Genomic DNA, 22,974 nt, shown 5'->3' with positions numbered 1-22,974 from the left:
AAATTACAATAACAGACTTTATCGGTAAAAGGAATGGGGGAGAAGACAAATGAAACATTACGGATTACCGCAAGCACAAGGTCTCTACCGTCCTGAATTTGAACATGACGCATGTGGCATCGGCTTATATGCACATCTTAAAGGAAAGCCATCCCATGATATTGTAAAAAAAGGACTTCATATGCTGCGCCAGCTTGAGCATCGCGGCGGGCAAGGAAGCGATCCAGAAACAGGAGACGGCGCCGGCATTATGGTACAAATTCCGCACGAGTATTTTCAGCAGGTTTGTGGGAAAATGCGTCTTCCCGAAAAAGGGAGATACGGTGTTGGGATGGTATTTTTGCCGGAAAACGAGCAGGAACGGATCGATTATGAACGTAAAATTAATGAGATCATTCAAAATGAAGGACAAACATTATTAGGATGGCGGACGGTACCCGTGGATATCAGAAAACTCGGAAAACAGGCTGGGCAGACAAAGCCCTATATCCGCCAAGTGTTTATCGAAGCGAGCCGTGATCTTGTCGATCAGCTTGCTTTTGAAAGAAAGTTGTATATCATACGTAAGCAAGCGGAAAAGCTGATTTCTGACAGCGAATTTTATTTCGCTAGCTTATCGAGCCGCACCATTGTTTATAAAGGTTTGTTAACTCCGGATCAGCTTGATGAGTTCTATGTTGATCTTCAAGACGAACGGTTTCAATCCGCCTTTGCCCTTGTGCATTCTCGCTTCAGCACCAATACGTTCCCAAGCTGGGAAAGAGCCCATCCAAACCGCTATTTGATTCATAATGGTGAGATTAACACGTTGCGCGGGAATATTAATTGGATGGCAGCGCGAGAAAAGCAATTTGTCTCCGAGCTTTTTGGCGATGATTTAGCGAAAATCACTCCGATTTTAGATATGAATGGCAGCGATTCCTCCATTTTAGATAACGCGTTTGAATTTTTTGTTCTAGCGGGCAAAAAGCCGGCACATGCGGCGATGATGCTGATTCCAGAGCCGTGGTTTTGGGATCAAGAGATGAATGACGAGAAAAAAGCATTTTATGAATATCATAGCTGTTTAATGGAGCCATGGGATGGACCCACCGCCATTGTGTTTACAGACGGGAAACAAATCGGAGCGATTTTGGATCGCAATGGGTTGAGACCGGCTCGTTATTATGTCACAAAAGATGATTACATCGTTCTTTCGTCAGAAGTAGGAGTGATTGAATTAGAACCGGAAAACATTTTATATAAAGATCGTCTAAGCCCGGGAAAAATGCTGTTAATGGATTTGGAAGAGGGAAGAATTATTTCCGATGAGGAGGTCAAAGCAGAAATTGCTAAAGAGCAGCCGTATCGGCAATGGCTTCAAGAACAGTTGATATCGTTGGAAGACTTGCCAATTCCAGAGCAAATGGAGCAGGTGGAGGAGCTGGTTGTCAAGCAAAAGGCGTTTGGCTATACACACGAAGATGTGGAAAAGACGATTTTCACAATGGTCAAAGATGGGAAGGATCCTGTCGGAGCCATGGGGAATGACACGCCGCTTGCGGTGTTATCAGATCAACCGCAAAGCTTGTTTAACTACTTTAAGCAGCTGTTTGCACAAGTGACAAATCCACCGATCGATTCGCTTCGTGAATACATCGTCACCTCCACGATGACACTCCTCGGAAAAGAAGGGAATATTCTTCATCCGGATGCATCAGCGGCCCGCCGCATCCGCTTAGACTCTCCGATTCTTTTGAATGAAGAGCTTGCTGCGCTTAAAGCAAATCCGTACCCAGAGTTTCGCTGTGCTGTGCTGCCGTCATTATTCACAGATCATTTGAAATATGCACTCGATCAGCTTTGTGAAGCAGCAGATGCTGCTATAAGAGAAGGAAAAACGCTTCTTATTCTCTCTGATCGGGGCATGGATGAGCAGCATATCGCTATTCCACCGCTTTTGGCGGTGAGTGCGCTTCATCAGCATTTAATTCGCAAAGGAACGCGCACGAATGCAAGCATTATCGTCGAATGCGGGGAAGCGCGAGAGGTTCATCATTTTGCGGCCTTGATCGGGTATGGGGCTGATGCAGTGAATCCTTATTTGGCTTTAGAAACGATTCGCGACGCGATCCAAAAAGAAGTACTTGCTTATTCTTACAAGGATGCGGTGAGCAAATATAAAAAAGCAGCGACAGATGGTGTGGTCAAGGTTATGTCGAAAATGGGGATTTCGACGGTGCAAAGTTATCGGGGAGCACAAATTTTTGAAGCGGTCGGCATCGGCGAAGAAGTGATAAATCAGTATTTTACTGGAACCGCCTCACAAATCGGTGGAATCGGGCTGAATGAGATTGCATTAGAAGCGAAATTGCGCCATGAGCGAGCATTCCAGTCAACGGAACGGGAAGCGACACTGGATTCGGGCAGCGAGTTCCAGTGGCGAAGAAACGGCGAGCATCATGCGTTTAATCCAAAGACGATTCATACGCTTCAATGGGCTTGCCGAAAAAACGACTATCAGCTCTTTAAGGAATATAGCAAAATGGCAAATGAAGAACGCATGACATTTTTGCGAAATTTGTTCGAATTTGATAAAACGAGAAAACCGGTTCCAATCGAAGAAGTAGAGCCGGTAGAGTCGATCGTGCGCCGCTTTAAAACAGGAGCGATGTCCTATGGCTCATTGAGCCAGGAAGCTCATGAAGCGCTGGCGATCGCGATGAACCGCATTGGCGGGAAAAGCAATAGCGGCGAAGGCGGAGAGGACCCAAGCCGATACGTTCCTGATGAAAACGGCGATCTTCGTAAAAGCGCCATTAAACAAATCGCTTCAGGCCGTTTTGGGGTGAAAAGCCATTACTTAGTTCATGCGGATGAGCTGCAAATCAAAATGGCACAAGGAGCAAAGCCTGGCGAAGGAGGACAACTGCCAGGAAACAAAGTGTATCCTTGGATCGGCAAGGTTCGCGGTTCTACGCCGGGAGTTGAGCTAATCTCTCCACCTCCGCATCATGATATTTATTCAATCGAAGACTTAGCTCAGCTTATTTACGACTTGAAAAACGCGAATCGAAAAGCGCGTATTAGCGTCAAACTTGTTTCGAAGGCTGGAGTGGGAACGATTGCGGCAGGTGTGGCTAAAGGGGCGGCCGATGTCATTGTTATTAGCGGCTATGATGGCGGTACAGGAGCGTCGCCGAAAACAAGTATTAAGCATGCGGGCCTTCCTTGGGAGCTGGGGCTTGCTGAAACGCATCAAACGCTCATGTTAAATGGTCTGCGTGACCGCGTTGTTTTGGAAACAGACGGCAAGCTGATGACAGGTCGCGATGTGGTGATGGCTGCTCTTTTCGGTGCTGAAGAATTTGGATTTGCTACAGCGCCGCTGGTGGTTCTCGGCTGTGTCATGATGAGAGTCTGTCATTTAGATACATGTCCGGTTGGGGTGGCTACGCAAAATCCGGAACTGCGCGAAAAATTTATGGGAAAACCAGAGCATGTTGTGAATTTTATGTATTTCATCGCTCAAGAAGTAAGAGAAATGATGGCAGAGCTCGGTTTTCGGACCATCGATGAAATGGTTGGACGCGTCGATGTATTAAAAGTGAGCGATCGTATGAAGCAGCATTGGAAAGCCAAGCATCTTGATCTATCTCGATTGCTCTATCAAGTGGATGGACCGCGTACTTTTGCACGACCGCAATACCATAAAATCGAAGAGTCGCTTGATTGTCATGAGCTGTTGCCGGTTGCTGCTTCAGCGCTAGAGAATGGGGAGCCAGTAGAGAAGCATCTTTCTATCCGAAATATCCATCGCACAGTTGGAGCGATTGTCGGCAGCGAAATATCGAAGCGCTATGGCGAAGAAGGGCTTCCTGAAGATACTATACGCTTCCATTTTTATGGATCTGCTGGTCAGAGCTTTGCGGCATTTGTGCCAAAAGGAATGACTATGACTTTGACCGGTGACGCCAATGACTATATTGGAAAAGGGCTTTCTGGAGGAAAAGTGATTGTTCTTCCGCCAGAGGAAGCCGCTTTCTCTTCGGGTGATAACGTTATAGTCGGGAATGTCGCATTTTATGGAGCCACTAGCGGCGAAGCCTATATTCGCGGACGGGCAGGAGAGCGATTCTGTGTAAGAAATAGCGGCGTGAATGCGGTTGTCGAAGGAATCGGCGATCATGGCTGTGAATATATGACAGGAGGGCGTGTTGTCATCCTAGGGGCCGTCGGCAAAAATTTTGCAGCGGGAATGTCTGGTGGTATCGCCTATGTATTGGCCGATCATGCGGAACAATTTATGCGTACAGCGAACAAGGAAATGGTATTGTTTGAGAAGCTGGAAAATGAAGAAGAAATCAAGCGGGTACGAGAAATGATGACGAAGCATTATCAATATACCGGCAGTCCAAGAGCCGCTCATGTATTGGCTCATTGGGAAGAATTTGTCGCGAAATTTATCAAAGTCATCCCGAAAAACTACAAATTAATGATAGAAACAATCGAAGAAATGGAACGTTCAGGTCTCTCGAAGGAAAAAGCGCTTTTGACGGCATTCGAAGTGGTGGCAAAGCAAAAAAAGTCGATTGACATTCAGCATGCAAATTTAGAGGCGATCGCAAAATAGGCGATAGCCTCTGCACAGCGGAAAAGGAGGGGGAATGACAATGGGCAAAGCAACAGGCTTTATGGAGTATGCGCGCGAAGAAGAAGTGAAGCGTCAGCCACTTTCCCGCTTAGATGATTGGAAGGAATATACATTTCCGTTTTCTGATGAAACGTTGGCAAGACAAGGTGCCCGCTGTATGGATTGCGGGACCCCTTTCTGCCATATGGGCATGGAATGGAACGGATTAACCTCTGGATGTCCGATTCATAACTTGATTCCGGAATGGAATGATCTTGTTTACCGCGGCCGATGGAAGGAGGCATTAGACCGCCTTTTAAAAACAAATAATTTCCCAGAGTTTACAGGAAGGGTATGTCCTGCGCCGTGTGAAGGGTCCTGTACGGTGGCGATTTCAGATCCAGCTGTGGCAATTAAAGGAATTGAACGCGCTATTATTGATAAAGGGTTTGCCGAAGGATGGATTCAGCCAAGGATTCCGAAAAAACGGACAGGGAAAAAGGTGGCGATTGTCGGATCGGGGCCGGCGGGTCTAGCCTGCGCCGATCAGTTAAACCAAGCCGGGCATTCCGTTACGGTTTATGAGCGAGCAGATCGCATCGGTGGTTTATTGATGTATGGCATTCCAAACATGAAGCTTGAAAAAGAAGTCGTGGAACGAAGAGTCCGCCTTTTAGAAGAAGAGGGAATTTCATTTGTCACGAATACGGAGATAGGAAGAGACGTCACAGCTGATGAACTGCGTTCACAATACGATGCGGTCGTTTTATGTACAGGCGCTCAAAAGCAACGCGATCTGGTCATTGAAGGCCGAGAGCTTGAAGGCATCCATTTTGCTATGGACTATCTAACATTGACGACCAAAAGCCTGCTTGATTCCAACTTTACAGATGACGGTTTGATTGATGCGCGCGATAAGCATGTGATTGTCATTGGCGGCGGAGATACGGGGGCGGACTGTGTGGCTACGGCGCTAAGACAGAAATGTAAAAGCGTCGTTCAGTTTGGCAAACATCCGGCCTTACCGCAACAGCGCGCTGAAAATAATCCTTGGCCGCAGTTTCCTCTTGTGTTTACATTAGACTACGCCTATGAAGAAGCAAAAGTGAAATTTGGTGCAGATCCTCGGCAGTACTGTATTCAAACGAAAAAAATGGTTGGGGATGAACAGGGCAAAGTCAAAGAGCTGCATACGATTCAAATGGAAAAAATCACAGATGAAAGCGGAAGAGCGGTATTTAAAGAAATTCCTGGGACTGAACAAGTGTGGCCGTGTGATTTAGTGTTTATTGCTATTGGCTTTGAAGGCACTGAACAGCCTCTTTTACAGCAATTTGGCGTCGAAACCGTGAATCAAAAAGTGAAGGCTCCTTATGGTCAATATACAACCAATGTAGAGGGAGTGTTTGCTGCAGGTGATGCGAGACGCGGTCAAAGCTTAGTCGTATGGGCCATTCATGAAGGTCGGGAAGCAGCAAGAGAAGTGGACCGTTTCTTAATGGGAGTGACCTATTTACCGTAATGGTATAGATGATGTTAAAAAGCGGAAGAGATCTTCAAGGTCCCTTCCGTTTTTTATAGTCGAGTGCCTAAATCACAAGTCTATAAATCCAATCTAAAAACGATAATGTTCGAACGAACAAGCAGATGGCGGTGTTCGTTTCTAGTTCATCCGCCCCATCTTCCCTTGAACTTATCTATCGAGAAATCTCCCGTTTTGAAACGAAGGGGAGGCGGGAGAGGTTCATAAAGAGTTTGGTTATAGAAGAAAACTACGATTGCATATGCTTTAACGTTTCTTTAATACCGACTGCATAAGGAGTTTGCGGAATCGGACCGACGGTTTTTTCATATTTGCCGCCGTCTAATATGACCGGCTTTTCGTTTAAATACATCATTTCTGCATATTCTCTCATAAAGGGATTAAACATCCCGACAAGTTGAATCATCCATTTGTAGATGGGTTTGATGCGGATGTTAGCGTTTAAATAGCCTCCGGCAATTTCAGCGATTTCTTTTCCGGAAATCGTTCCGGCTCCTGGTATATTCCATGATTGATAAAAACAATCATGACGCAGCGATAATTCTACTAATGCTTCTGCTCCATCTTTAATGTAAATAAATTCTCTTTGAATGGAAGGATCGCCAACATAAAAAGCCATTTTCCTTTTTAGCATTTGCTGAAATGTAAAATGAAGAAGGGTGTTTCCTGCGTTGGGGCCGTAAAAATCAGGAAAATGGGCGATTAGGTATGGAATGCTAGATTGTTCAATTTGCTCCAACAGCTTTAACCGCAGTTTGCCTTTTTTTGTATGCGGTTTTTTAGGAGACGCTTCGGTTGTTTTTTGAGATTGCAAACCATATGAATAAATATTATCTACGTAAACAAACGGTTTATTGTAGATTCGGCACGCTTCTAAAATGTTTGAAAGAATAATCGCTAGATTAGGATCCCAATGTTGATAGGGAAGGTTGATAGCATGAAAGACCATGTCTCCTTTTGCTACGGCGGCTTCGACATCCTCGAGATTCATAGCATCGCCGGGCAAGATGCTTGTGAGGTTTCCCCAGTTTTGCTGTTTATCTAATAATGTTGGTTTTGAACGGGCTACCGCTATCACATATATTTTACGTTTGATAAGGGCTTCGACTAATGCGCTTCCCATTCCCCCAGTAGCGCCAAACACAACGGCCGTTTTCATTGTTTCACTCCCTTGACTGATTAGAGAAGAATCATTGTTCTAATAATTGTTTATGATAGGAAAAAAATTAAAATGCTGTTAATTTATTATAACGTATTGAGGATTGCTTGTAAATGATTGGAACGAATGTATGGTTATGCGGAAAAGAAGGTCGCACCCCAATAAATGGACAAGGTTTATATGTGTCATTATGGTATAATAAAATCAAGAACACAAGTGTTGATGCTCCATTATTTTACTGAAAATATGAAATGATCTAGCTAGATACAAGATTTCTGCCTCTTCCCTCAAACAATGTCAATTGGTTTTTATTGGATCATCAACACACCTGAGTCAAGAAAGGTATGTAGCCATGATAAATGAAGAAAGAGAGGCGAGACAATGAACCTTCGTCTTGTAAAGGCCGGGTATTTTATGGGAATCGGGCTGATGATGGCTTCTGTTATTTATTTTTTTGCTGCTAATTGGCAAGGATTTGATCGATTGGAAAAGATAGTAGTAAGTATAGGGGTTATGTGTTTATTGTATGGCATCAGTATTTTGTTGGCTTATGTCATGAATCGCCACGATTTTTTGAGCCAATGGCTGTTTGTGGCAGGAGCCATTGGATTTGGGGTTTCTGTTGCGCTGATAGGACAAATTTATAATTCACATGCGGATAGCTTTTGGCTTTTCTTCATTTGGTTTATACCAAGTGCTGTATTTGCGCTCATCACTCGTTATGAGCCCTTTCGCGTCTTAAGTGCTGTGCTGCTGCAACTAACCTTTTGGTTTTATTATTTTCCGTCCTCTTATCAGACTGAAAGAGATCAGTGGGTATCCTTTTTATTTCTGCTTGTGTTTGCAGCTGTGAATGGAGCTGTTTTTTTTCTCCACCGTTCTTCTTTTGTTTCCTATCTTTTGTATGTGGCCATGCAAGGATGGTTGTTCTTGATTGTCGGATCCGGTTTGACTGAAGGCAGCTTTACGTGGTGGCCTTATGTGTATTCATTGCTTTTGCTCGTGTTTCTTTATTATTTTTTCGCCATTGTTAAGCATCGCTCCTATGTCCTTATCACAAGTTTATTTGCAGGAGGATTTTTGATTGTCCAATATTTCCGATTTGTGGCCCGGCATTTTCAAGAAGGTGTTTTGCTTGCAGGTCTGCTGTTGGCGGCGGGGATTGTTTATGGAAGTCTGTTTTTGCTGAAGAGGTTAAGAAATTGGGCAATGGAAGAAAACGCTGGAACCACTTTTTTAGCTGTGTTTCAGGCTATTGTCACAGCCGTTGCTTCCATTATTGCCATTTCAAGTATTATGGGCCTTTTTTCGCTTTGGACCCATCATTTCTCGTCAAATCTATTATTTGCTTTATCCGTCGGAGCGTTTGTTTTGCCAGGGATGCTTATGCAAAGCTGGAATGATGTAGTTCGCTGCACGCTGCTTGCGATCGGTTATGGAGTTGGTGTGATTGCATCCATGGATATTTCCATTTGGATTGTCACAACCTATTTTCTGGTCCTGCTTGTTGGATACTTTAAATCAGAAAAAACGGGGATTAAGCTTCTTACTCATGTAGCATTATCTGCTTTCGGAATGCTCATTGTCGAAGAATGGAGCGACAAGCTGCGCCTTGCTCTTTTATTCGTTGTCCTGTTGAATGCGTTTTTATATATGGCATCCCACCAGCGGAAGCATACTCAGCGTTTGTCTCTCTTTATAGGCATGGGGTCTCTTTTATTATTAACAAGTATGGATTTTTTTGCTCTTGATCTTTGGGTGGTATTGGCGAATCTTTTATTGATATTCATCACAGCAGGATGGATCGCTTTTCAATCGAAGCAACAGGAGCCCATTGGATTAGGGATTGCTTGGTTTTATTTGTGGCTATTTCTTGTTTTAAAATATTACGAATTTGCGTGGAGTCTTCTCGACAAAGCCATAAGTCTGTTGATTTTTGGAATTCTCGTGCTGGCAGGTACAATATTTTTAGAAAAAAAGAAACATCTTCTGCCAAACGAACAAGTAAGCTGGGTTCGCAGCAAATGGATTCCTTTGCTTATGATCATCGCGCTGCAAATCGTTTTTATCGGCTATACCGTATTTGATAAAGAAAGGCTTTTGCGAAATGGAGAAGTGGTAAAGCTGGAGCTCATGCCGATGGATCCGCGCTCTTTACTCCAGGGTGATTATGTTCGCCTGCGCTATGAAATTTCGCAGATTCAAGGAATGAGCGGGAACGGAAAGGTTCAACTCATTTTGCAAAAAGATGAGGCAGGAGTTTACCGCTTTGCACGCGTATATGTTATGAACGGGAAAAAGGATTTGTCGTATATCCGGAAAAAGGGCGAAGTCATCATCAATGGGAAGTGGCAAGGAGATACGATCCTTTATGGAATTGAATCCTTTTTTGTTCCAGAAAAAACAGGAATAGAACTGCAGCAGCGCGCTCGTTACGCCTATGTCCGAGTAAGCCAAACGGGCGATGCTTTGCTAGAGAGTGTTAGTGACCGTTAAAAGCGTTCGGGAAACCCCGAATGTTTTTTTCTTACCACTTATTTGACGATGTGTAATGAGAGGAAAGGAGGAAAGAGTTTATCGTACCCTCTATGCGGATTTAACGACATCGGAAGGATGGAACACACCATTTTGGAGAGCAGCAATCGGGAAGAAAACATTATGCCAAAGCGTGACAGAGTGCCGGACAGCAGACCAATAAGGGCGTCTGTGAGCCGTATTGTTTGGTTCGCCCGACCGCAGAAAAACGTTCTCAACTTCATATCCAAACAAATGTTAAACGATCGGATTCAGGCTGCTGACAAATGCTTTCAATCATAGGCGCTGGTCTCGCTCGGCTGCGCATGCACTTTTTGGTTCGATTTATGCTCCTTGTCTGGCAAGCATTTTTAACACATTCACCGAGAAGTCTCCCACCTCTAAGCGAAGTGTAGGTGGGAGAGGTTGATGTCAGCTTGCTGTGAAATAATGCTTAAAACCGTTATAGCCATACAACATTTGATATCGTTTGTACAAACGTGAATGAAAGGGAGAAAGAAGTATGAAATGGTTGTATATTTTATTATCTTTAGTAGGCGGAATGCTAGCAGGGCTTCAAGCGCCGATCAACGGAAGCCTTGGAAAGAAAATAGGGAGTCTGGAAGGAGCCTTTACTTCCTTTTTTGTCGGTACCTTATTTTTAACGTTTGTCGCTTTATTTTTTGGCAAAGGACAGTTGGTGCAGTTGCTTCAAGTTCCTAAATGGAATTTATTAGGAGGTTTATTAGGAGCCGTTTTTGTGACGATTACGATTATTTCAGTTCCAAAAGTAGGGGCAGCAGCTGCTATTTTGGCTGCTATCGTTGGACAACTTGTTATTAGTATGGTCATTGATCATTTTGGTTTATTTGGCGTACCTAAAATTCCGATGAATATGAATCGGCTTTTTGGGCTATTGTTTATGCTAGCCGCTCTCTTTTTTATTTATCGCAGCAATGCAGCATCGTAAAAGGAATCAAATGGACATGTTGAATAATGAACAAACTTCTTTATTTAACAAAATGTATAATGAAAAGCTTAACGCTACCAAGTAAAATATGTTTAAATATTTTAATTTTTCTGTTAATAGCAAAAAGATTCTGGGTTTAACCCAATCATAAGGAATGAAATATAGGTATGTCTCATAGATTATAAGGCAGAGCTCATCCACCGCTTTTCTCATGCTAAAAAGTACAGATGGACATGTACGATTGACGCCATGGTTAGAAAAGCGTTTCTTTTTTCGCTAGGCTAATTTGGAAACTTGAGCATGAAGACAGCCATAGCCTCGTTTGCCGTAGCAAAGGAGTGAACACAAATCCAGTTGTTTTACTGAAAGAAGGGCGAAGCTGCTCAATAGATTTCTATATCTAGGAATCTTGTATGTAGCCTTAGCAAAGGCAAATAATAAACAGTGGAGTCTAGCAACGCTCCTAGATAGGCAGACATCGTTTCTTGAAGGGATTAGGGTTTTAGCTCTATTCCCTTTTTTAAAATAAAAAATGAATAAGGAGGCTGTGTGCCATGAATCAATCCTCATTCGATTTATCGAAAAACTTTCAAGAAGCCGCGTCTGGATTGACCCAGCGGGAGGCGATTGAGGAAGCGAATCGCTGCTTATATTGCTACGATGCTCCCTGTATTCAGGCTTGCCCGACAGGAATTGATATTCCCGCCTTCATCAAAAAGATTGCATCAGGGAATCTGAAAGGGGCAGCAAAGACTATTATGCTGTCAAATCCTGTAGGGGCAAGCTGCGCGAGAGTATGTCCGACAGAGGAGCTATGCGAAGGAGCCTGTGTTCTGAACCATTCGACAAAGCCGATTATGATCGGAAACTTGCAGCGGTATGCGACAGATTGGGCCATACAAAATGACGAACCGCTATTTCAAGCAGGAAGAACAAACGGTAGGGCGGTAGCGGTCGTTGGTGGCGGACCAGCAGGATTGTCAGCAGCTAGGGAGCTGGCGCTTATGGGGTACAGCGTGACGATCTTTGAAGCAGAAAAGGAAGCCGGTGGGTTAAATACGTATGGGATTGTTTCATTCCGTCTTCCGCAGCGCGTGCCATTGTGGGAAGTTCACCAAGTCAAGCGTTTAGGTGTGGACATTCGGACGAATACAAAGGTAGGAAAAGATATAACCGCAAACGAGATTTTAGAAAGCTATGATGCGGTTGTTTTGGCTGCGGGGATGGGGAAAGTTCCGATGCTGGGGATTGAAGGAGAGGATTTAGAAGGGGTGTATGACGCGATTGAACTCATTAAAGAAACGAAAACCAAGCCGTTAACGGATCGGTTGGTAGGGAAAAAGGTTGTTGTCATTGGTGCCGGAAATACAGCGATTGACGGGGCCACATGTTCGGTACGGCTAGGGGCGGAAAACGTAAAGATTTTATATCGCCGTACAAAGGAAGAGATGACAGCTTATGATTTTGAATACGAATTTGCCAAACAGGAAGGAGTCGAGTTTCGTTGGCTGACGGCTCCTAAACGAATCATCGGCGATGAGAAAGGAAGAGTCACTCATATCGAATGCATCCGCATGCAATTAGGGGAGCCGGATCAAGATGGGCGACGGCGTCCGGTTCCGATTGAAGGATCGGAATTTATCATGCAGGTAGATGCCGTGATTAAGGCGATTGGCCAGATGCGGCACCTGGAGCTAATCACGGAGTTTGAATTAGAGCACGATGCTGGAGTTGTTCGGATTCGTCAGGGAAGCTACCAAACCTCGCATCCAAAAATATTTGCTTGCGGCGATATCGTTTTCGGCAAAGGACAAGGTGAAGCGATGGTAGTCACAGCTGCGCAGCAAGGAAAAGAGGCTGCTTATGCGATTCATCAATATTTAGAAAAGCACATAAGCGAGACGGCTTAAATGAAGGGGGAATACAACAATGGCCGACTTAAGCATGAATTTAGCGGGGATCAAGTCTCCTAACCCGTTCTGGTTGGCGTCTGCGCCGCCGACGAACTCGGGATACCAGGTGCAACGAGCATTTGAAGCTGGATGGGGCGGAGCCGTTTGGAAAACACTTGGAGAACCGATTTTAAATGTATCGTCGCGGTTTGCAGCCATCAGCTTCAACGGTCAACGGATCGCGGGGTTTAATAACATTGAATTGATTACGGATCGTCCGCTTGAGGTGAACTTAAAGGAAATTTATGAAACAAAAAAACGATTTCCTAACCATGCCATTATCGCTTCTCTTATGGTCGAGCCAAAAAGGGAAAAATGGCATGAAATTGTGAAAAGAGTACAGGATGTGGGAGTGGATGGATTTGAATTAAACTTCGGTTGTCCGCACGGAATGGCGGAACGCGGAATGGGATCGGCATCGGGGCAGGTACCAGAGTTAGTAGAAAAGCAGACATATTGGGTCAAAGAGGTCGCGGAAAAACCGGTTATTGTCAAATTAACCCCTAATATTACGGATATTACAGCAACAGCGGAGGCCGCTGTTCAAGGAGGAGCTGATGCCATCAGCATGATCAATACAATCAACAGCTTAATGGGGGTCGATTTGGATACGTGGCATACCATTCCGCATGTCGCAGGGAAAGGGGCGCATGGCGGTTATTGCGGTCCAGCAGTGAAGCCGATCGCCCTAAATATGGTAGCTGAATGTGCTCGCCACCCGCGAATTAATGTGCCAATTTCCGGAATGGGCGGGGTATCGAGCTGGAAGGAAGCCGTAGAATTTATGCTGATGGGAGCAACGGGAGTGCAAGTGTGCACGGCGGTGATGCATCATGGCTTCCGCATTATCGAGGACATGGTGGAAGGGCTCCAGCATTATCTTGACAGCAAAGGGATTGCTTCGGTGATGGATCTTGTCGGCAAAGCCGTTCACCGATATTCGGATTGGGGCAATCTTGATTTGAACTATAAAGTAGCTGCCCGTATTAACACCGATGTGTGCATTAATTGTAATAAATGCTATATCGCTTGTGAAGATGCATCCCACCAATGCATCGATCGCCTTGCTGACGCCACTGGCCGTGAGTATTTAAAAGTGCGGGAGGAAGATTGTGTAGGATGCAATTTATGTTCGCTTGTCTGTCCTGTTGACGGCGCGATTGATATGGTCGAACTTCCAAGGGAGTGCCCGCCGATGACATGGAACGAACGCCAAGCGGCGATCAGTGCATTAACAGTTTCCAATGCGGAAGCCAAGTAAAGAACACAAGGAGGAAATATTTTTATGAAAAAGCTGATAAAAAATGGAACGATTGTAACGGCAGCGGATGTTTATCATGCAGATGTGCTAATTGAAGATGGAAAAATTGCGGCGATTGGCGAACATGTAAGTCCGCATGATGCTGAAATCATTGATGCAAAAGGCTGCTATGTTTTTCCGGGAGGAATTGATCCGCATACTCATTTAGATATGCCGTTTGGCGGGACAGTGACAAAGGATGATTTTCAATCGGGAACGATTGCCGCGGCATTTGGCGGAACAACGACAGTGATTGACTTTTGTTTAACGAATAAAGGGGAGCCGCTGGCGAAGGCCATTGAAACCTGGCACAACAAAGCGAAAGGCAAAGCCGTCATTGATTATGGCTTCCATTTGATGATTAGCGAAATCAATGATGATGTATTAAGCGAATTGCCAAAGGTGATCGAAGAAGAGGGGATTACATCTTTTAAAGTATTTATGGCCTACAAAAACGTGTTCCAAGCAGACGACGGCACTTTGTACAGAACGCTTTCTGCCGCCAAACAGCTGGGCGCTCTCGTCATGGTCCATGCCGAAAATGGAGATGTGATTGATTATTTAATAAAGCAAGCGCTCGCTGAAGGCCACACAGAGCCCATTTATCATGCGCTTACTCGGCCCCCGGAATTGGAAGGAGAAGCGACAGGCCGCGCTTGTCAGCTGACGCAGCTGGCCGACTCGCAGCTTTATGTTGTCCATGTGTCTTGTGCACAAGCAGTCGAAAAAATCGCCGAAGCGCGCAATAAAGGATTAAATGTGTGGGGGGAAACATGTCCACAATATTTGGTGCTAGACCAGTCATATTTAGAAAAACCGAACTTTGAGGGGGCTAAATATGTATGGTCACCGCCGCTTCGAGAAAAATGGCATCAAGAAGTGTTATGGAATGCCTTAAAAAATGGACAACTGCAAACCTTGGGATCCGATCAATGCTCATTTGATTTTAAAGGACAGAAGGAACTGGGAAGAGCCGACTTTACGAAAATACCAAACGGAGGCCCCATCATTGAAGATCGACTCAGCATTTTATTTAGTGAAGGTGTAAAGAAAGGACGAATCACCCTCAACCAGTTTGTCGACATTACATCGACGAGAATCGCGAAGCTGTTTGGATTATTTCCGAAAAAAGGAACGATCGCTGTTGGCTCTGACGCCGACTTGGTCATTTTTGATCCGAATGTGGAACGGGTGATTTCCGCTGAAACTCATCATATGGCCGTTGACTATAACCCGTTTGAAGGAATGAAAGTGGCAGGAGAGCCAATATCAGTGCTTTCAAGAGGTGAGTTTGTTGTACGGGACAAAGTCTTTGTCGGGAAACCAGGCTATGGCCAATATTTAAAACGGGAGAAGTATGGAAAATACACCGTTCTAAACGAAAACAAGAAATTAACGATTTAATAGAATAGACCACAAGAGAGAGGACTTACGGTCCTGCTGTTTGGCTAGATGGTAGATATAAAGGGGGAGATACGGTGTCTTATCAAGAGTTTCTGGTGGAGCGCGAGCGAATGGATGCATTGCTTCGTCAAGGGTATGTGATCAAGCGTGTTCATGAAAATTTAAACGGCGCGTTTATAGAATTTGCGCTGCCAACTCCGGCTGCTTCTGAGCCAAAACAGCCTTTGCAAACATTGCACATTCAAACGGCTGATGCCAGAAAATATGTTTCTTCTTTGCTGATTCAGCAAATGAAGCGATCGTCCTAATGGGCTTTTGACAGCCAAGGAGAGAAGCAGTTTTTCCAAATCTTTATGACAATCAGCGAAAAGGCGAAAGGTAGACAAAGTCATTTTGACTTTGTCTACCTTTATTTTTGCATCTAGTTATTTAGTTTTTCTTACTAGAGGGGATATCATGTTTTCTTGTGCTGTTTCTTCTTACTCGAATCGTCCGATGGAAAGGCGAATGGGATAAAATAAAATGGATTTTAAAGGAGAGGGCAAAGGTATCGAGATCCAATACTCTATGTTCGTACTGTGGATACCAAAGCAAAGATGTTAAGAATCTCAACCTTCGTGAATGGATAGGCCCATCTTACGGAACACATCACGATAGAGATTTAAACGCAAGCAAAAACATTCTATAAAGAAGGATTTCGATTGTTGTCTTGTTTGGACAATGAAACCGTAGGAACTATGGGGATCGCCTACTAATTCTCCTTTCATAAGAAGTAAAAGCGCAGGAATCAAAGCAAAAGTGGGAGTAGTTCAAAGGCAGCCATTACACGATGTACCTATCTGAGATTGGCATGAATAAAAAGGAGGAATCGATTTGTTTGCGGTGAATAATTATTTAGTGTGATGGGACAATCTCCGTTGATAGAGGAGGGGAAGGAGTGCACGAGCATTTTCAATTTACTGTTTTGGACGTATTAAACAGAAAGCACTTTGAGCATACTCAGGTCATTGCAGGACATCAAGGATTGCACCGGACGGTCAAATGGGTCCATGTGGTGGAAGTGACGAAGATTCATAAACTATTAAATGGAAAAGAACTCATTTTATCTACGGGTGTAGGATGGAAAGAAAATGGAGAGTTATTCCTTTCCTTTGTGGAGCAATTGATTGAAAGCGACGCCTCCGGGTTATGCATCGAAATCGGAACCTACACGTCATCCATCCCACCAGAAGTGATTCAGCTAGCGAACAAGCACCACTTTCCAATCATCCTTTTTTTGAAAGAAGTTCCATTCGTTGAAATTACTCAAGATATCCACGCCTATTTGATTAATCAACACTATCAAATGATCTACAATTTAGAAGCTTATTCCCAGCAGTTAAATCAAAAACTTTTATCTATTGAGCATTACAATGAAATTTTAAAATATTTGCATCGGTATTTAGGTCATCAAATTCTCTTTCGCATGCATGGCAAGGAAGTTGAATTTGTTCCGGAGTGCTGTGAAGCAAAAAAACAGCTATGGCTCAAACAAGTGGCTCAGCCAACGAAAAAAGCGGCCTCCCAGTCGATCCAGCTTTTTAGCCATGAATATGCGGAGCTGTCGATGATTTCTACAGACCAGGATATTAGCGAGTTTGACTTGCTGATTTTAGATCGAACGGCGACGGCGCTCGCCCAGTATTTGCTGCGCGATTTATATGTTGAAGAGAAGAAAAGAGCAAGGGAGCAAGAATGGCTAAAAGGGTGGCTGGAGGGCGAACATAGCGTGCAAACGATTTTGGATTATTTAGCTGACCATGATGTTGAGCTAAAGCCAAAAGGCGGCTGTGTCTGTATTTGTAAATTTAAATCATTAAAGCAGCATTCCGCTTTTGATATGACTTATTTCAAGTTGCTCTTTCGCACGATGCTGGAACAGCAGGGGTTCCAATCCTTCCCGATTGAGATGCGCGGCAGCATCGTGTTTATTTTAGTGGATAAACGAAGCGTGAAAACATGGAAGCAGCGGATGCAAACGGGAATTCAGCGCTTGATGGACTCTGAATTTGCCAATATGAAAAACATGCCGTGCTTTTTTTTAAGTGTCGGAAAATTTGCGGACAATCTTGCACTTATTCATAAAAGCTATCAAACCGCTCTTGAAACAAGCAAAATCCAGCAGCAGCTTTCTCAAAAAACAAAAAGCTGTTTTTATGAAGATTTACATTTAGCTAGAATTATTTCTCTTATCCACAAGGACGGTGATCTGCATGAAATGATGATGGAATATCTGGAGCCGGTGATTCAATATGACAAAAAGTATAATGGCAAGCTGATGGAAACATTAAAAGTTTATTTGGCCTGCAATGGTTCGAAAAAAGAAACGGCCAAACGTTTATATGTCGTCAGACAAACGCTTTATCATCGCATTCAAAAGCTAGAATCGCTACTAGGAGCTGATTTTATGAATCCTGAGAAGCGGCTTGCTATCGAGTTTATGATTCAGGCCTATGAATATTTGGCAGCCGGCAATGAATGAAAAACTCTCCTGAAACAGCAGGAGAGTTTTTCATTTTGCGTCATAAAGTCTAAGTAGTTGTCATATTGTGGAATGGGAACGAACGCACTTTTTACATTATGTCTAATGAATGCGTCAACGAACTAAGCGATAATGGAAATGAATGACGAGTGTTGATGATCCGCTCTTTTATTTAAGGAAGCAGGAAGTCCAGCCGCTAAGCGACCGCAACGAATCTTTTGGTTCATCAACGCGGCGATCAATGAATATTTCGCACCATCAATCAATAGGAGGGAACGCCATGGCTTTGGTTAGAAACGAAACCGCTGTTTTAAAAAATTTCATTAATGGAAAGTGGGTAGATTCGAGCGGAGCGGAAACGCTGGAAGTACCGAATCCGGCGACAGGGGAAGTGCTGGCTAGAGTTCCGATTTCTACAAAAGAAGATGTGGAGCGTGCCGTACAAGCGGCGAAAAAGGCGTTTGCTTCATGGAAGAACACTCCTGTTCCAAAACGGGCGCGCATCATGTTTAAGTTCCACCATTTGTTGACGGAGCATCATGAAGAATTGGCAAGGCTGATCGTGCAAGAGAACGGAAAAGCATATAAAGAAGCGTATGGCGAGGTTCAACGCGGAATTGAATGCGTCGAGTTTGCCGCGGGGGCTCCGACTTTAATGATGGGCGAGACGCTTGCAGAAATTGCGGAAGACATTGATTCGGAAATGCTTCGCTATCCGTTAGGAGTTGTCGGGGGAATTACACCGTTCAATTTTCCGATGATGGTACCGCTTTGGATGTTTCCATTGGCGATTGCCTGCGGAAATACATTTGTGCTAAAGCCTTCCGAGCGCACGCCCATTTTAGCGAATAAATTAGCCGAGTTATTTACGCAAGCCGGTGCGCCGGAAGGGGTTTTAAATATTGTGCACGGCGCCCACGATGTGGTCAACGCGCTGATTGCCCATGAAGATATTCGGGCTATTTCCTTTGTCGGTTCCCAGCCTGTAGCCAAATATGTGTATGAGCAATCGGCTGCAAGAGGCAAACGCGTACAGGCTCTTTCCGGGGCGAAAAACCACCATATTGTGATGCCCGATGCCAATGTTGAGCTTGCTGCGCAGCATATCATCAACTCCGCTTTCGGAAGTGCAGGCCAGCGCTGCATGGCGTGCAGTGCCGTCGTGGTGGTAGGAGAGAATGAACGGTTTGTCCAAACGTTAAAAAAGCAAGCGGATGAACTGGTGATCGGCAATGGAATGGATGAGGACGTGTTGCTGACCCCGGTCATTCGCCAATCACATCGGGAGAAAGTGCTTGGTTACATCGAAAAAGGAGTGGAAGAAGGCGCTGTGCTGATTCGCGACGGACGAAAAGAAATGGCGGAGCTTTCGGAAGGGAATTTCCTCGGGCCAACGATTTTTGATCATGTAACGCCAACAATGACAATTGCCAAAGAAGAAATTTTTGCCCCTGTCCTTAGCTTGCTTCGCGCGGCTGATTTAGATGAAGCGCTTGAATATATCCGCCAATCCCGCTATGGAAATGGAGCGACCATTTATACAAAGGATGCAAAAGCCGTCCGTCAATTTCGCGAAGAAGCAGATGCCGGAATGTTAGGAATTAATGTCGGTGTGCCAGCGACGATGGCCTTTTTCCCATTTTCAGGATGGAAGGATTCATTTTATGGCGATCTTCATGTCAACGGAAAAGATGGTGTAAATTTCTATACACGAAAAAAAATGATAACCTCCCGATTTGATTTTTAATTTTCACAGAAGGAAGGGAACAGAATGGTTCAAACAGATCAAAGCCAACATTTATTGGAAAAAGATGGTCGATATATATGGCATGCCATGAAGCCGTACAATCCTAAATCAACATTGATTGTCGAGGAAGCAAAGGGATGCTGGGTAACCGATCATACCGGAAAAAAATATTTAGATGCCATGGCCGGGCTTTGGTGCGTCAATGTCGGTTACGGTCGCGAGGAGTTAGCAGAGGCCGCTTATGAGCAGCTAAAGAAGCTTGCTTATTTTCCGCTGACGCAAAGCCATGCACCGGCAGTTGAACTGGGAGAGAAATTGAACGAGCTGCTAGGAGACGAATATGTCATTTTCTTCTCTAACAGCGGTTCCGAGGCTAATGAAACCGCCTTTAAAATGGCCCGGCAATATCATCAGCAAAAAGGAGAGCATAGCCGCTATAAAATTATTTCCCGTTATCGGGCGTATCATGGAAACTCGATGGGAGCACTCGCGGCTACTGGACAGGCGCAGCGCAAATATAAATACGAACCTTTGGCACCGGGCTTTATTCATGTCGCTCCTCCCGATTGCTACCGCGATAACGAGACAGCGGAAAATCCGCGCAATTTAAAATCCGTTCAAGCGATTGATCAAGTGATGACATGGGAATTAAGTGAAACCATCGCCGCGGTCATCATGGAACCGATGATCACAGGCGGGGGAGTGCTCATTCCGCCGGATGGTTATATGAAAGCGGTGAAGGAAGTGTGTGAAAAGCACGGAGCTTTGCTGATTGTCGATGAAGTGATATGCGGGTTCGGCCGAACAGGCAAACCGTTTGGCTTTATGCATGATGGAGTGAAACCGGATATCATCACCATGGCGAAAGGAATTACAAGCGCTTACTTGCCGCTATCGGCCACTGCGGTCCGCAAAGAAATTTATGAGGCATTCAAAGGGGAAGAGGAATATGATTATTTCCGTCATATAAATACGTTTGGCGGAAATCCGGCCGCATGCGCCCTTGCCTTAAAAAATTTAGAAATTATGGAAAAAGAGCGTTTGTTTGACCGGTCCCGCGAAGTTGGAGAACAGCTGTTGAATGAGTTGAAGCATAAACTGCAAAACCATCCTTATGTCGGCGACGTTCGCGGCAGGGGCTTGCTGATTGGGATCGAGCTGGTGAAAGATAAAGCTACAAAAGAGCCGCTGGATGTGTCGCTTGTCAATCAAGCCATCAATATTTGCAAAAACAACGGCTTGTTGATTGGCAAAAACGGTGTGACGGTAGCTGGCTTTAATAATGTGTTAACATTGTCGCCTCCTTTGACGATTGAAAGCGAGGATGCTGCCTTTTTAGTGCAAACATTAACAGAGGCGCTTGAAGAAATAAAGTAGTATATTTATATGATTCATTGTGTATCCACACAGGGCTCATTCATATGAATGGGCCCTATGTTTTTTGTTGATCAACGATACGGTTACCGTGAGGCGTGTAGTGGATCATGATGATACTCAATTGATTAACGTGTGATATTGCAAAGAGACAGATGATTTAGACGGGTATAGAAAACTATGGATTGAAAGACATGGCTATAAGGTGACGATACCGTTGTTGGTTTGGATAGGTTCATATTATGAGCATGAATATTATCGAGTTTTATCATGAAGGAAAAATGGTGATCGGGATTACCAATCGCTATGATATATTGAAATGGCGAATCGATTGCTTAGCAGTTCGAACGAGAAAAGTGGAGTTAGGCATCGATCGCCAAAGGAAAAGGATGAACGTGTCCTCTTTATAGAATAGAGGCCACGCTCTGTTGTTTATATTCTTCGTTCCAACTCCCGATCCGTCTCCGCCAATACATCGCCGATTTTTCGATTTTGGATGACAAGATCGGCCCATTCGTCCAGTTCGGTCGGCTCTAGGTTGACGATGACGAGTTGGGCGCCGTTTCGTTTGGCGATGAGCGGCAGCTGATTGGCGGGCGATACTTGCAAGGAAGAACCGAGCACGATGAACAGTTTGGCTCGCTCGGCGGCGCGCCATGCTTGTTCTACCGCTTCCGCTGGCAGCGCTTCGCCAAATAGAACGACAGAGGGGCGCAAAAAGCCGCCGCATGTGCAGGAAAAGGTATCATCAAGATAAGCATCGCTTTCATAAGATTGGTTACAGCGCGAACAACGGATCGTCCGAAGTGAACCGTGAAGTTCGATGACCTTTCGGCTGCCGGCCTGCTGATGAAATCCGTCGACATTTTGGGTGATGACAGTTTGAATAAGCCCGCGTGCTTCCCAGTCAGCGAGAATACGATGACCAGCATGGGGTTGACATTGCCGGAGCGTGCGAATGCGGTATTGATAAAAAGAGATAAAGTCCTCTCGGTGATATTGAAGCGCATGCGTACTTGCTAAGCGCTGCGGATCTTTTTGTTGCCATAATCCTGTCTGTACGGAACGGAAATCCGGCAATCCGCTTTCTGTTGCCATTCCTGCCCCTGTCAATATGACTGTATGCATTGAATCAAGCATTAGCTTTGCTAAAAGCATCTATTTCACCTTCTTGTGAAAACGTATTATTCGTATATACCGTTTGTGTACATTTCTGTTAAATGATAAACGGCATCATCCAATGAAAAAGGAACCTCTTGTTCGGTTAATTCCCACATATACATTTCGTTAGCGTAAAACCAACCTCGTGCGACCAAACTTGGCTGCAAATGTGATTTTGCTAGTCCGTTTGCCTGCGAATAGGCAACATCCTGTGCGATGCGGGTGATAAATTGTTCACGGATTGCCTTCCATTTTTTCGCGACTAAATCAGAAATGCCGATCGCTTCTTTCATTAACTGAAGCAGCCGCTGCTCCTGGATGGCCAATTGTAAAAAAAGGCGGACTTGATGCTCAATGAGATGGCGGGCTTCTTCTTTTGTTTGGGGAGCAAATGGGATTTCCGCTACTTCGTAAAATTTTCTCATCGTTTTTTCCATCATTTCAACAAAAATGTCATCCTTGTTTTTAAAATACACATACGCTGTTCCATAGCCCACATTTGCTTTTTGGATAATTTGCGAAATGGTGGCTTTCTGAAATCCGTTTTCTAAAAATACGTCGTAGGATGCAGCGATAATTTTTTGTCTTGTTTCCATTGCTTGAAGCTGTCTTGAAGAAAGCTTTTTCATCGCTTATCTTCCTTTCTGTATGTTGGTGATAATCTGTCATTGACATTGTGTCAACTTACCTATATATTTTAACTAAAAATATAGAAAA

15 protein-coding genes and 1 pseudogene are annotated in these 22,974 nt (G+C 44.4%); 13 read left to right on the top strand and 3 right to left on the bottom strand.

Annotated features, from left to right (window positions below):
- The first annotated feature begins 49 nt into the window (after positions 1–49).
- Entirely contained in the window at positions 50–4,612 is a 4,563-nt protein-coding gene (gene gltB, locus GFC28_RS04845; RefSeq protein WP_044745451.1) for a glutamate synthase large subunit, read from the top strand.
- 40 nt (positions 4,613–4,652) lie between these two features.
- Positions 4,653–6,134, top strand: a complete 1,482-nt coding sequence (locus GFC28_RS04840; protein WP_044745450.1) for a glutamate synthase subunit beta — start codon at positions 4,653–4,655, stop codon at positions 6,132–6,134.
- A gap of 250 nt (positions 6,135–6,384) precedes the next feature.
- Here GFC28_RS04840 and GFC28_RS04835 read toward each other — a convergent pair whose 3' ends face one another.
- A complete protein-coding gene (locus tag GFC28_RS04835; RefSeq protein ID WP_044745449.1) occupies positions 6,385–7,314 on the bottom strand; it encodes an NAD-dependent epimerase/dehydratase family protein in 930 nt (309 codons plus the stop codon).
- A gap of 381 nt (positions 7,315–7,695) precedes the next feature.
- Between GFC28_RS04835 and GFC28_RS04830 the strand changes: the two genes are divergently transcribed.
- The 11 genes and pseudogenes from GFC28_RS04830 (at position 7,696) to GFC28_RS19205 (ending at position 21,506) form a co-directional block, all read left to right on the top strand.
- On the top strand, positions 7,696–9,810 hold the full coding sequence (locus tag GFC28_RS04830) for a GDYXXLXY domain-containing protein (protein WP_044745448.1): 2,115 nt from the start codon (positions 7,696–7,698) through the stop codon (positions 9,808–9,810).
- 541 nt (positions 9,811–10,351) lie between these two features.
- The gene (locus GFC28_RS04825; RefSeq protein ID WP_044745447.1) at positions 10,352–10,798 is read left to right on the top strand and encodes a DMT family transporter; all 447 of its coding nucleotides are present in this window, start codon (positions 10,352–10,354) and stop codon (positions 10,796–10,798) included.
- 554 nt (positions 10,799–11,352) lie between these two features.
- Positions 11,353–12,708: an NAD(P)-dependent oxidoreductase gene (locus tag GFC28_RS04820; RefSeq protein WP_044745446.1), complete on the top strand. Its 1,356-nt coding sequence runs from the start codon at positions 11,353–11,355 to the stop codon at positions 12,706–12,708.
- A gap of 19 nt (positions 12,709–12,727) precedes the next feature.
- Positions 12,728–14,011, top strand: a complete 1,284-nt coding sequence (gene preA, locus GFC28_RS04815) for an NAD-dependent dihydropyrimidine dehydrogenase subunit PreA (RefSeq protein ID WP_044745445.1) — start codon at positions 12,728–12,730, stop codon at positions 14,009–14,011.
- A 24-nt stretch (positions 14,012–14,035) separates the two neighbouring features.
- Positions 14,036–15,454, top strand: a complete 1,419-nt coding sequence (hydA, locus tag GFC28_RS04810; RefSeq protein ID WP_044745444.1) for a dihydropyrimidinase — start codon at positions 14,036–14,038, stop codon at positions 15,452–15,454.
- A 74-nt stretch (positions 15,455–15,528) separates the two neighbouring features.
- Positions 15,529–15,762 (top strand): hypothetical protein, encoded by a 234-nt coding sequence (locus GFC28_RS04805; RefSeq protein WP_044745443.1) that lies wholly within the window; start codon positions 15,529–15,531, stop codon positions 15,760–15,762.
- 206 nt (positions 15,763–15,968) lie between these two features.
- Positions 15,969–16,209: pseudogene (locus tag GFC28_RS19695) on the top strand (zinc ribbon domain-containing protein); the annotation flags it as partial.
- 182 nt (positions 16,210–16,391) lie between these two features.
- On the top strand, positions 16,392–17,975 hold the full coding sequence (locus GFC28_RS04800; protein WP_044745442.1) for a PucR family transcriptional regulator: 1,584 nt from the start codon (positions 16,392–16,394) through the stop codon (positions 17,973–17,975).
- Positions 17,976–18,255: 280 nt separating this feature from the next.
- On the top strand, positions 18,256–19,722 hold the full coding sequence (locus GFC28_RS04795) for a CoA-acylating methylmalonate-semialdehyde dehydrogenase (RefSeq protein ID WP_044745441.1): 1,467 nt from the start codon (positions 18,256–18,258) through the stop codon (positions 19,720–19,722).
- Positions 19,723–19,746: 24 nt separating this feature from the next.
- Positions 19,747–21,099 carry an aspartate aminotransferase family protein gene (locus GFC28_RS04790; RefSeq protein ID WP_044745440.1) on the top strand — a complete coding sequence of 451 codons (1,353 nt, stop codon included), beginning with the start codon at positions 19,747–19,749 and terminating at the stop codon, positions 21,097–21,099.
- A gap of 239 nt (positions 21,100–21,338) precedes the next feature.
- Positions 21,339–21,506: a hypothetical protein gene (locus GFC28_RS19205; RefSeq protein WP_156487511.1), complete on the top strand. Its 168-nt coding sequence runs from the start codon at positions 21,339–21,341 to the stop codon at positions 21,504–21,506.
- Between the two features lie 22 nt (positions 21,507–21,528).
- On the opposite strand, the gene GFC28_RS04785 is transcribed toward GFC28_RS19205, so the two are convergent.
- Positions 21,529–22,254: an NAD-dependent deacylase gene (locus GFC28_RS04785; protein WP_044745439.1), complete on the bottom strand. Its 726-nt coding sequence runs from the start codon at positions 22,252–22,254 to the stop codon at positions 21,529–21,531.
- Between the two features lie 26 nt (positions 22,255–22,280).
- Positions 22,281–22,886 carry a TetR/AcrR family transcriptional regulator gene (locus GFC28_RS04780; protein WP_044745438.1) on the bottom strand — a complete coding sequence of 202 codons (606 nt, stop codon included), beginning with the start codon at positions 22,884–22,886 and terminating at the stop codon, positions 22,281–22,283.
- Positions 22,887–22,974: the final 88 nt, after the last annotated feature.

The organism is Anoxybacillus sp. B2M1 (genome assembly GCF_001634265.1).
Classification (GTDB): Bacteria; Bacillota; Bacilli; order Bacillales; family Anoxybacillaceae; genus Anoxybacteroides; species Anoxybacteroides rupiense.
Note: the sequence above shows the minus strand (reverse complement) of the source record. Positions and strands in the feature narration are given on the sequence as shown.

Bases quoted from the DNA above. Each gene is read 5' to 3' on its own strand.
- gltB (WP_044745451.1), top strand. From the start codon at position 50: ATGAAACATTACGGATTACCGCAAGCACAAGGTCTCTACCGTCCTGAA.
- GFC28_RS04840 (WP_044745450.1), top strand. From the start codon at position 4,653: ATGGGCAAAGCAACAGGCTTTATGGAGTATGCGCGCGAAGAAGAAGTG.
- GFC28_RS04835 (WP_044745449.1), bottom strand. From the start codon at position 7,314: ATGAAAACGGCCGTTGTGTTTGGCGCTACTGGGGGAATGGGAAGCGCA.
- GFC28_RS04830 (WP_044745448.1), top strand. From the start codon at position 7,696: ATGAACCTTCGTCTTGTAAAGGCCGGGTATTTTATGGGAATCGGGCTG.
- GFC28_RS04825 (WP_044745447.1), top strand. From the start codon at position 10,352: ATGAAATGGTTGTATATTTTATTATCTTTAGTAGGCGGAATGCTAGCA.
- GFC28_RS04820 (WP_044745446.1), top strand. From the start codon at position 11,353: ATGAATCAATCCTCATTCGATTTATCGAAAAACTTTCAAGAAGCCGCG.
- preA (WP_044745445.1), top strand. From the start codon at position 12,728: ATGGCCGACTTAAGCATGAATTTAGCGGGGATCAAGTCTCCTAACCCG.
- hydA (WP_044745444.1), top strand. From the start codon at position 14,036: ATGAAAAAGCTGATAAAAAATGGAACGATTGTAACGGCAGCGGATGTT.
- GFC28_RS04795 (WP_044745441.1), top strand. From the start codon at position 18,256: ATGGCTTTGGTTAGAAACGAAACCGCTGTTTTAAAAAATTTCATTAAT.
- GFC28_RS04790 (WP_044745440.1), top strand. From the start codon at position 19,747: ATGGTTCAAACAGATCAAAGCCAACATTTATTGGAAAAAGATGGTCGA.
- GFC28_RS19205 (WP_156487511.1), top strand. From the start codon at position 21,339: ATGAGCATGAATATTATCGAGTTTTATCATGAAGGAAAAATGGTGATC.
- GFC28_RS04785 (WP_044745439.1), bottom strand. From the start codon at position 22,254: ATGCTTTTAGCAAAGCTAATGCTTGATTCAATGCATACAGTCATATTG.
- GFC28_RS04780 (WP_044745438.1), bottom strand. From the start codon at position 22,886: ATGAAAAAGCTTTCTTCAAGACAGCTTCAAGCAATGGAAACAAGACAA.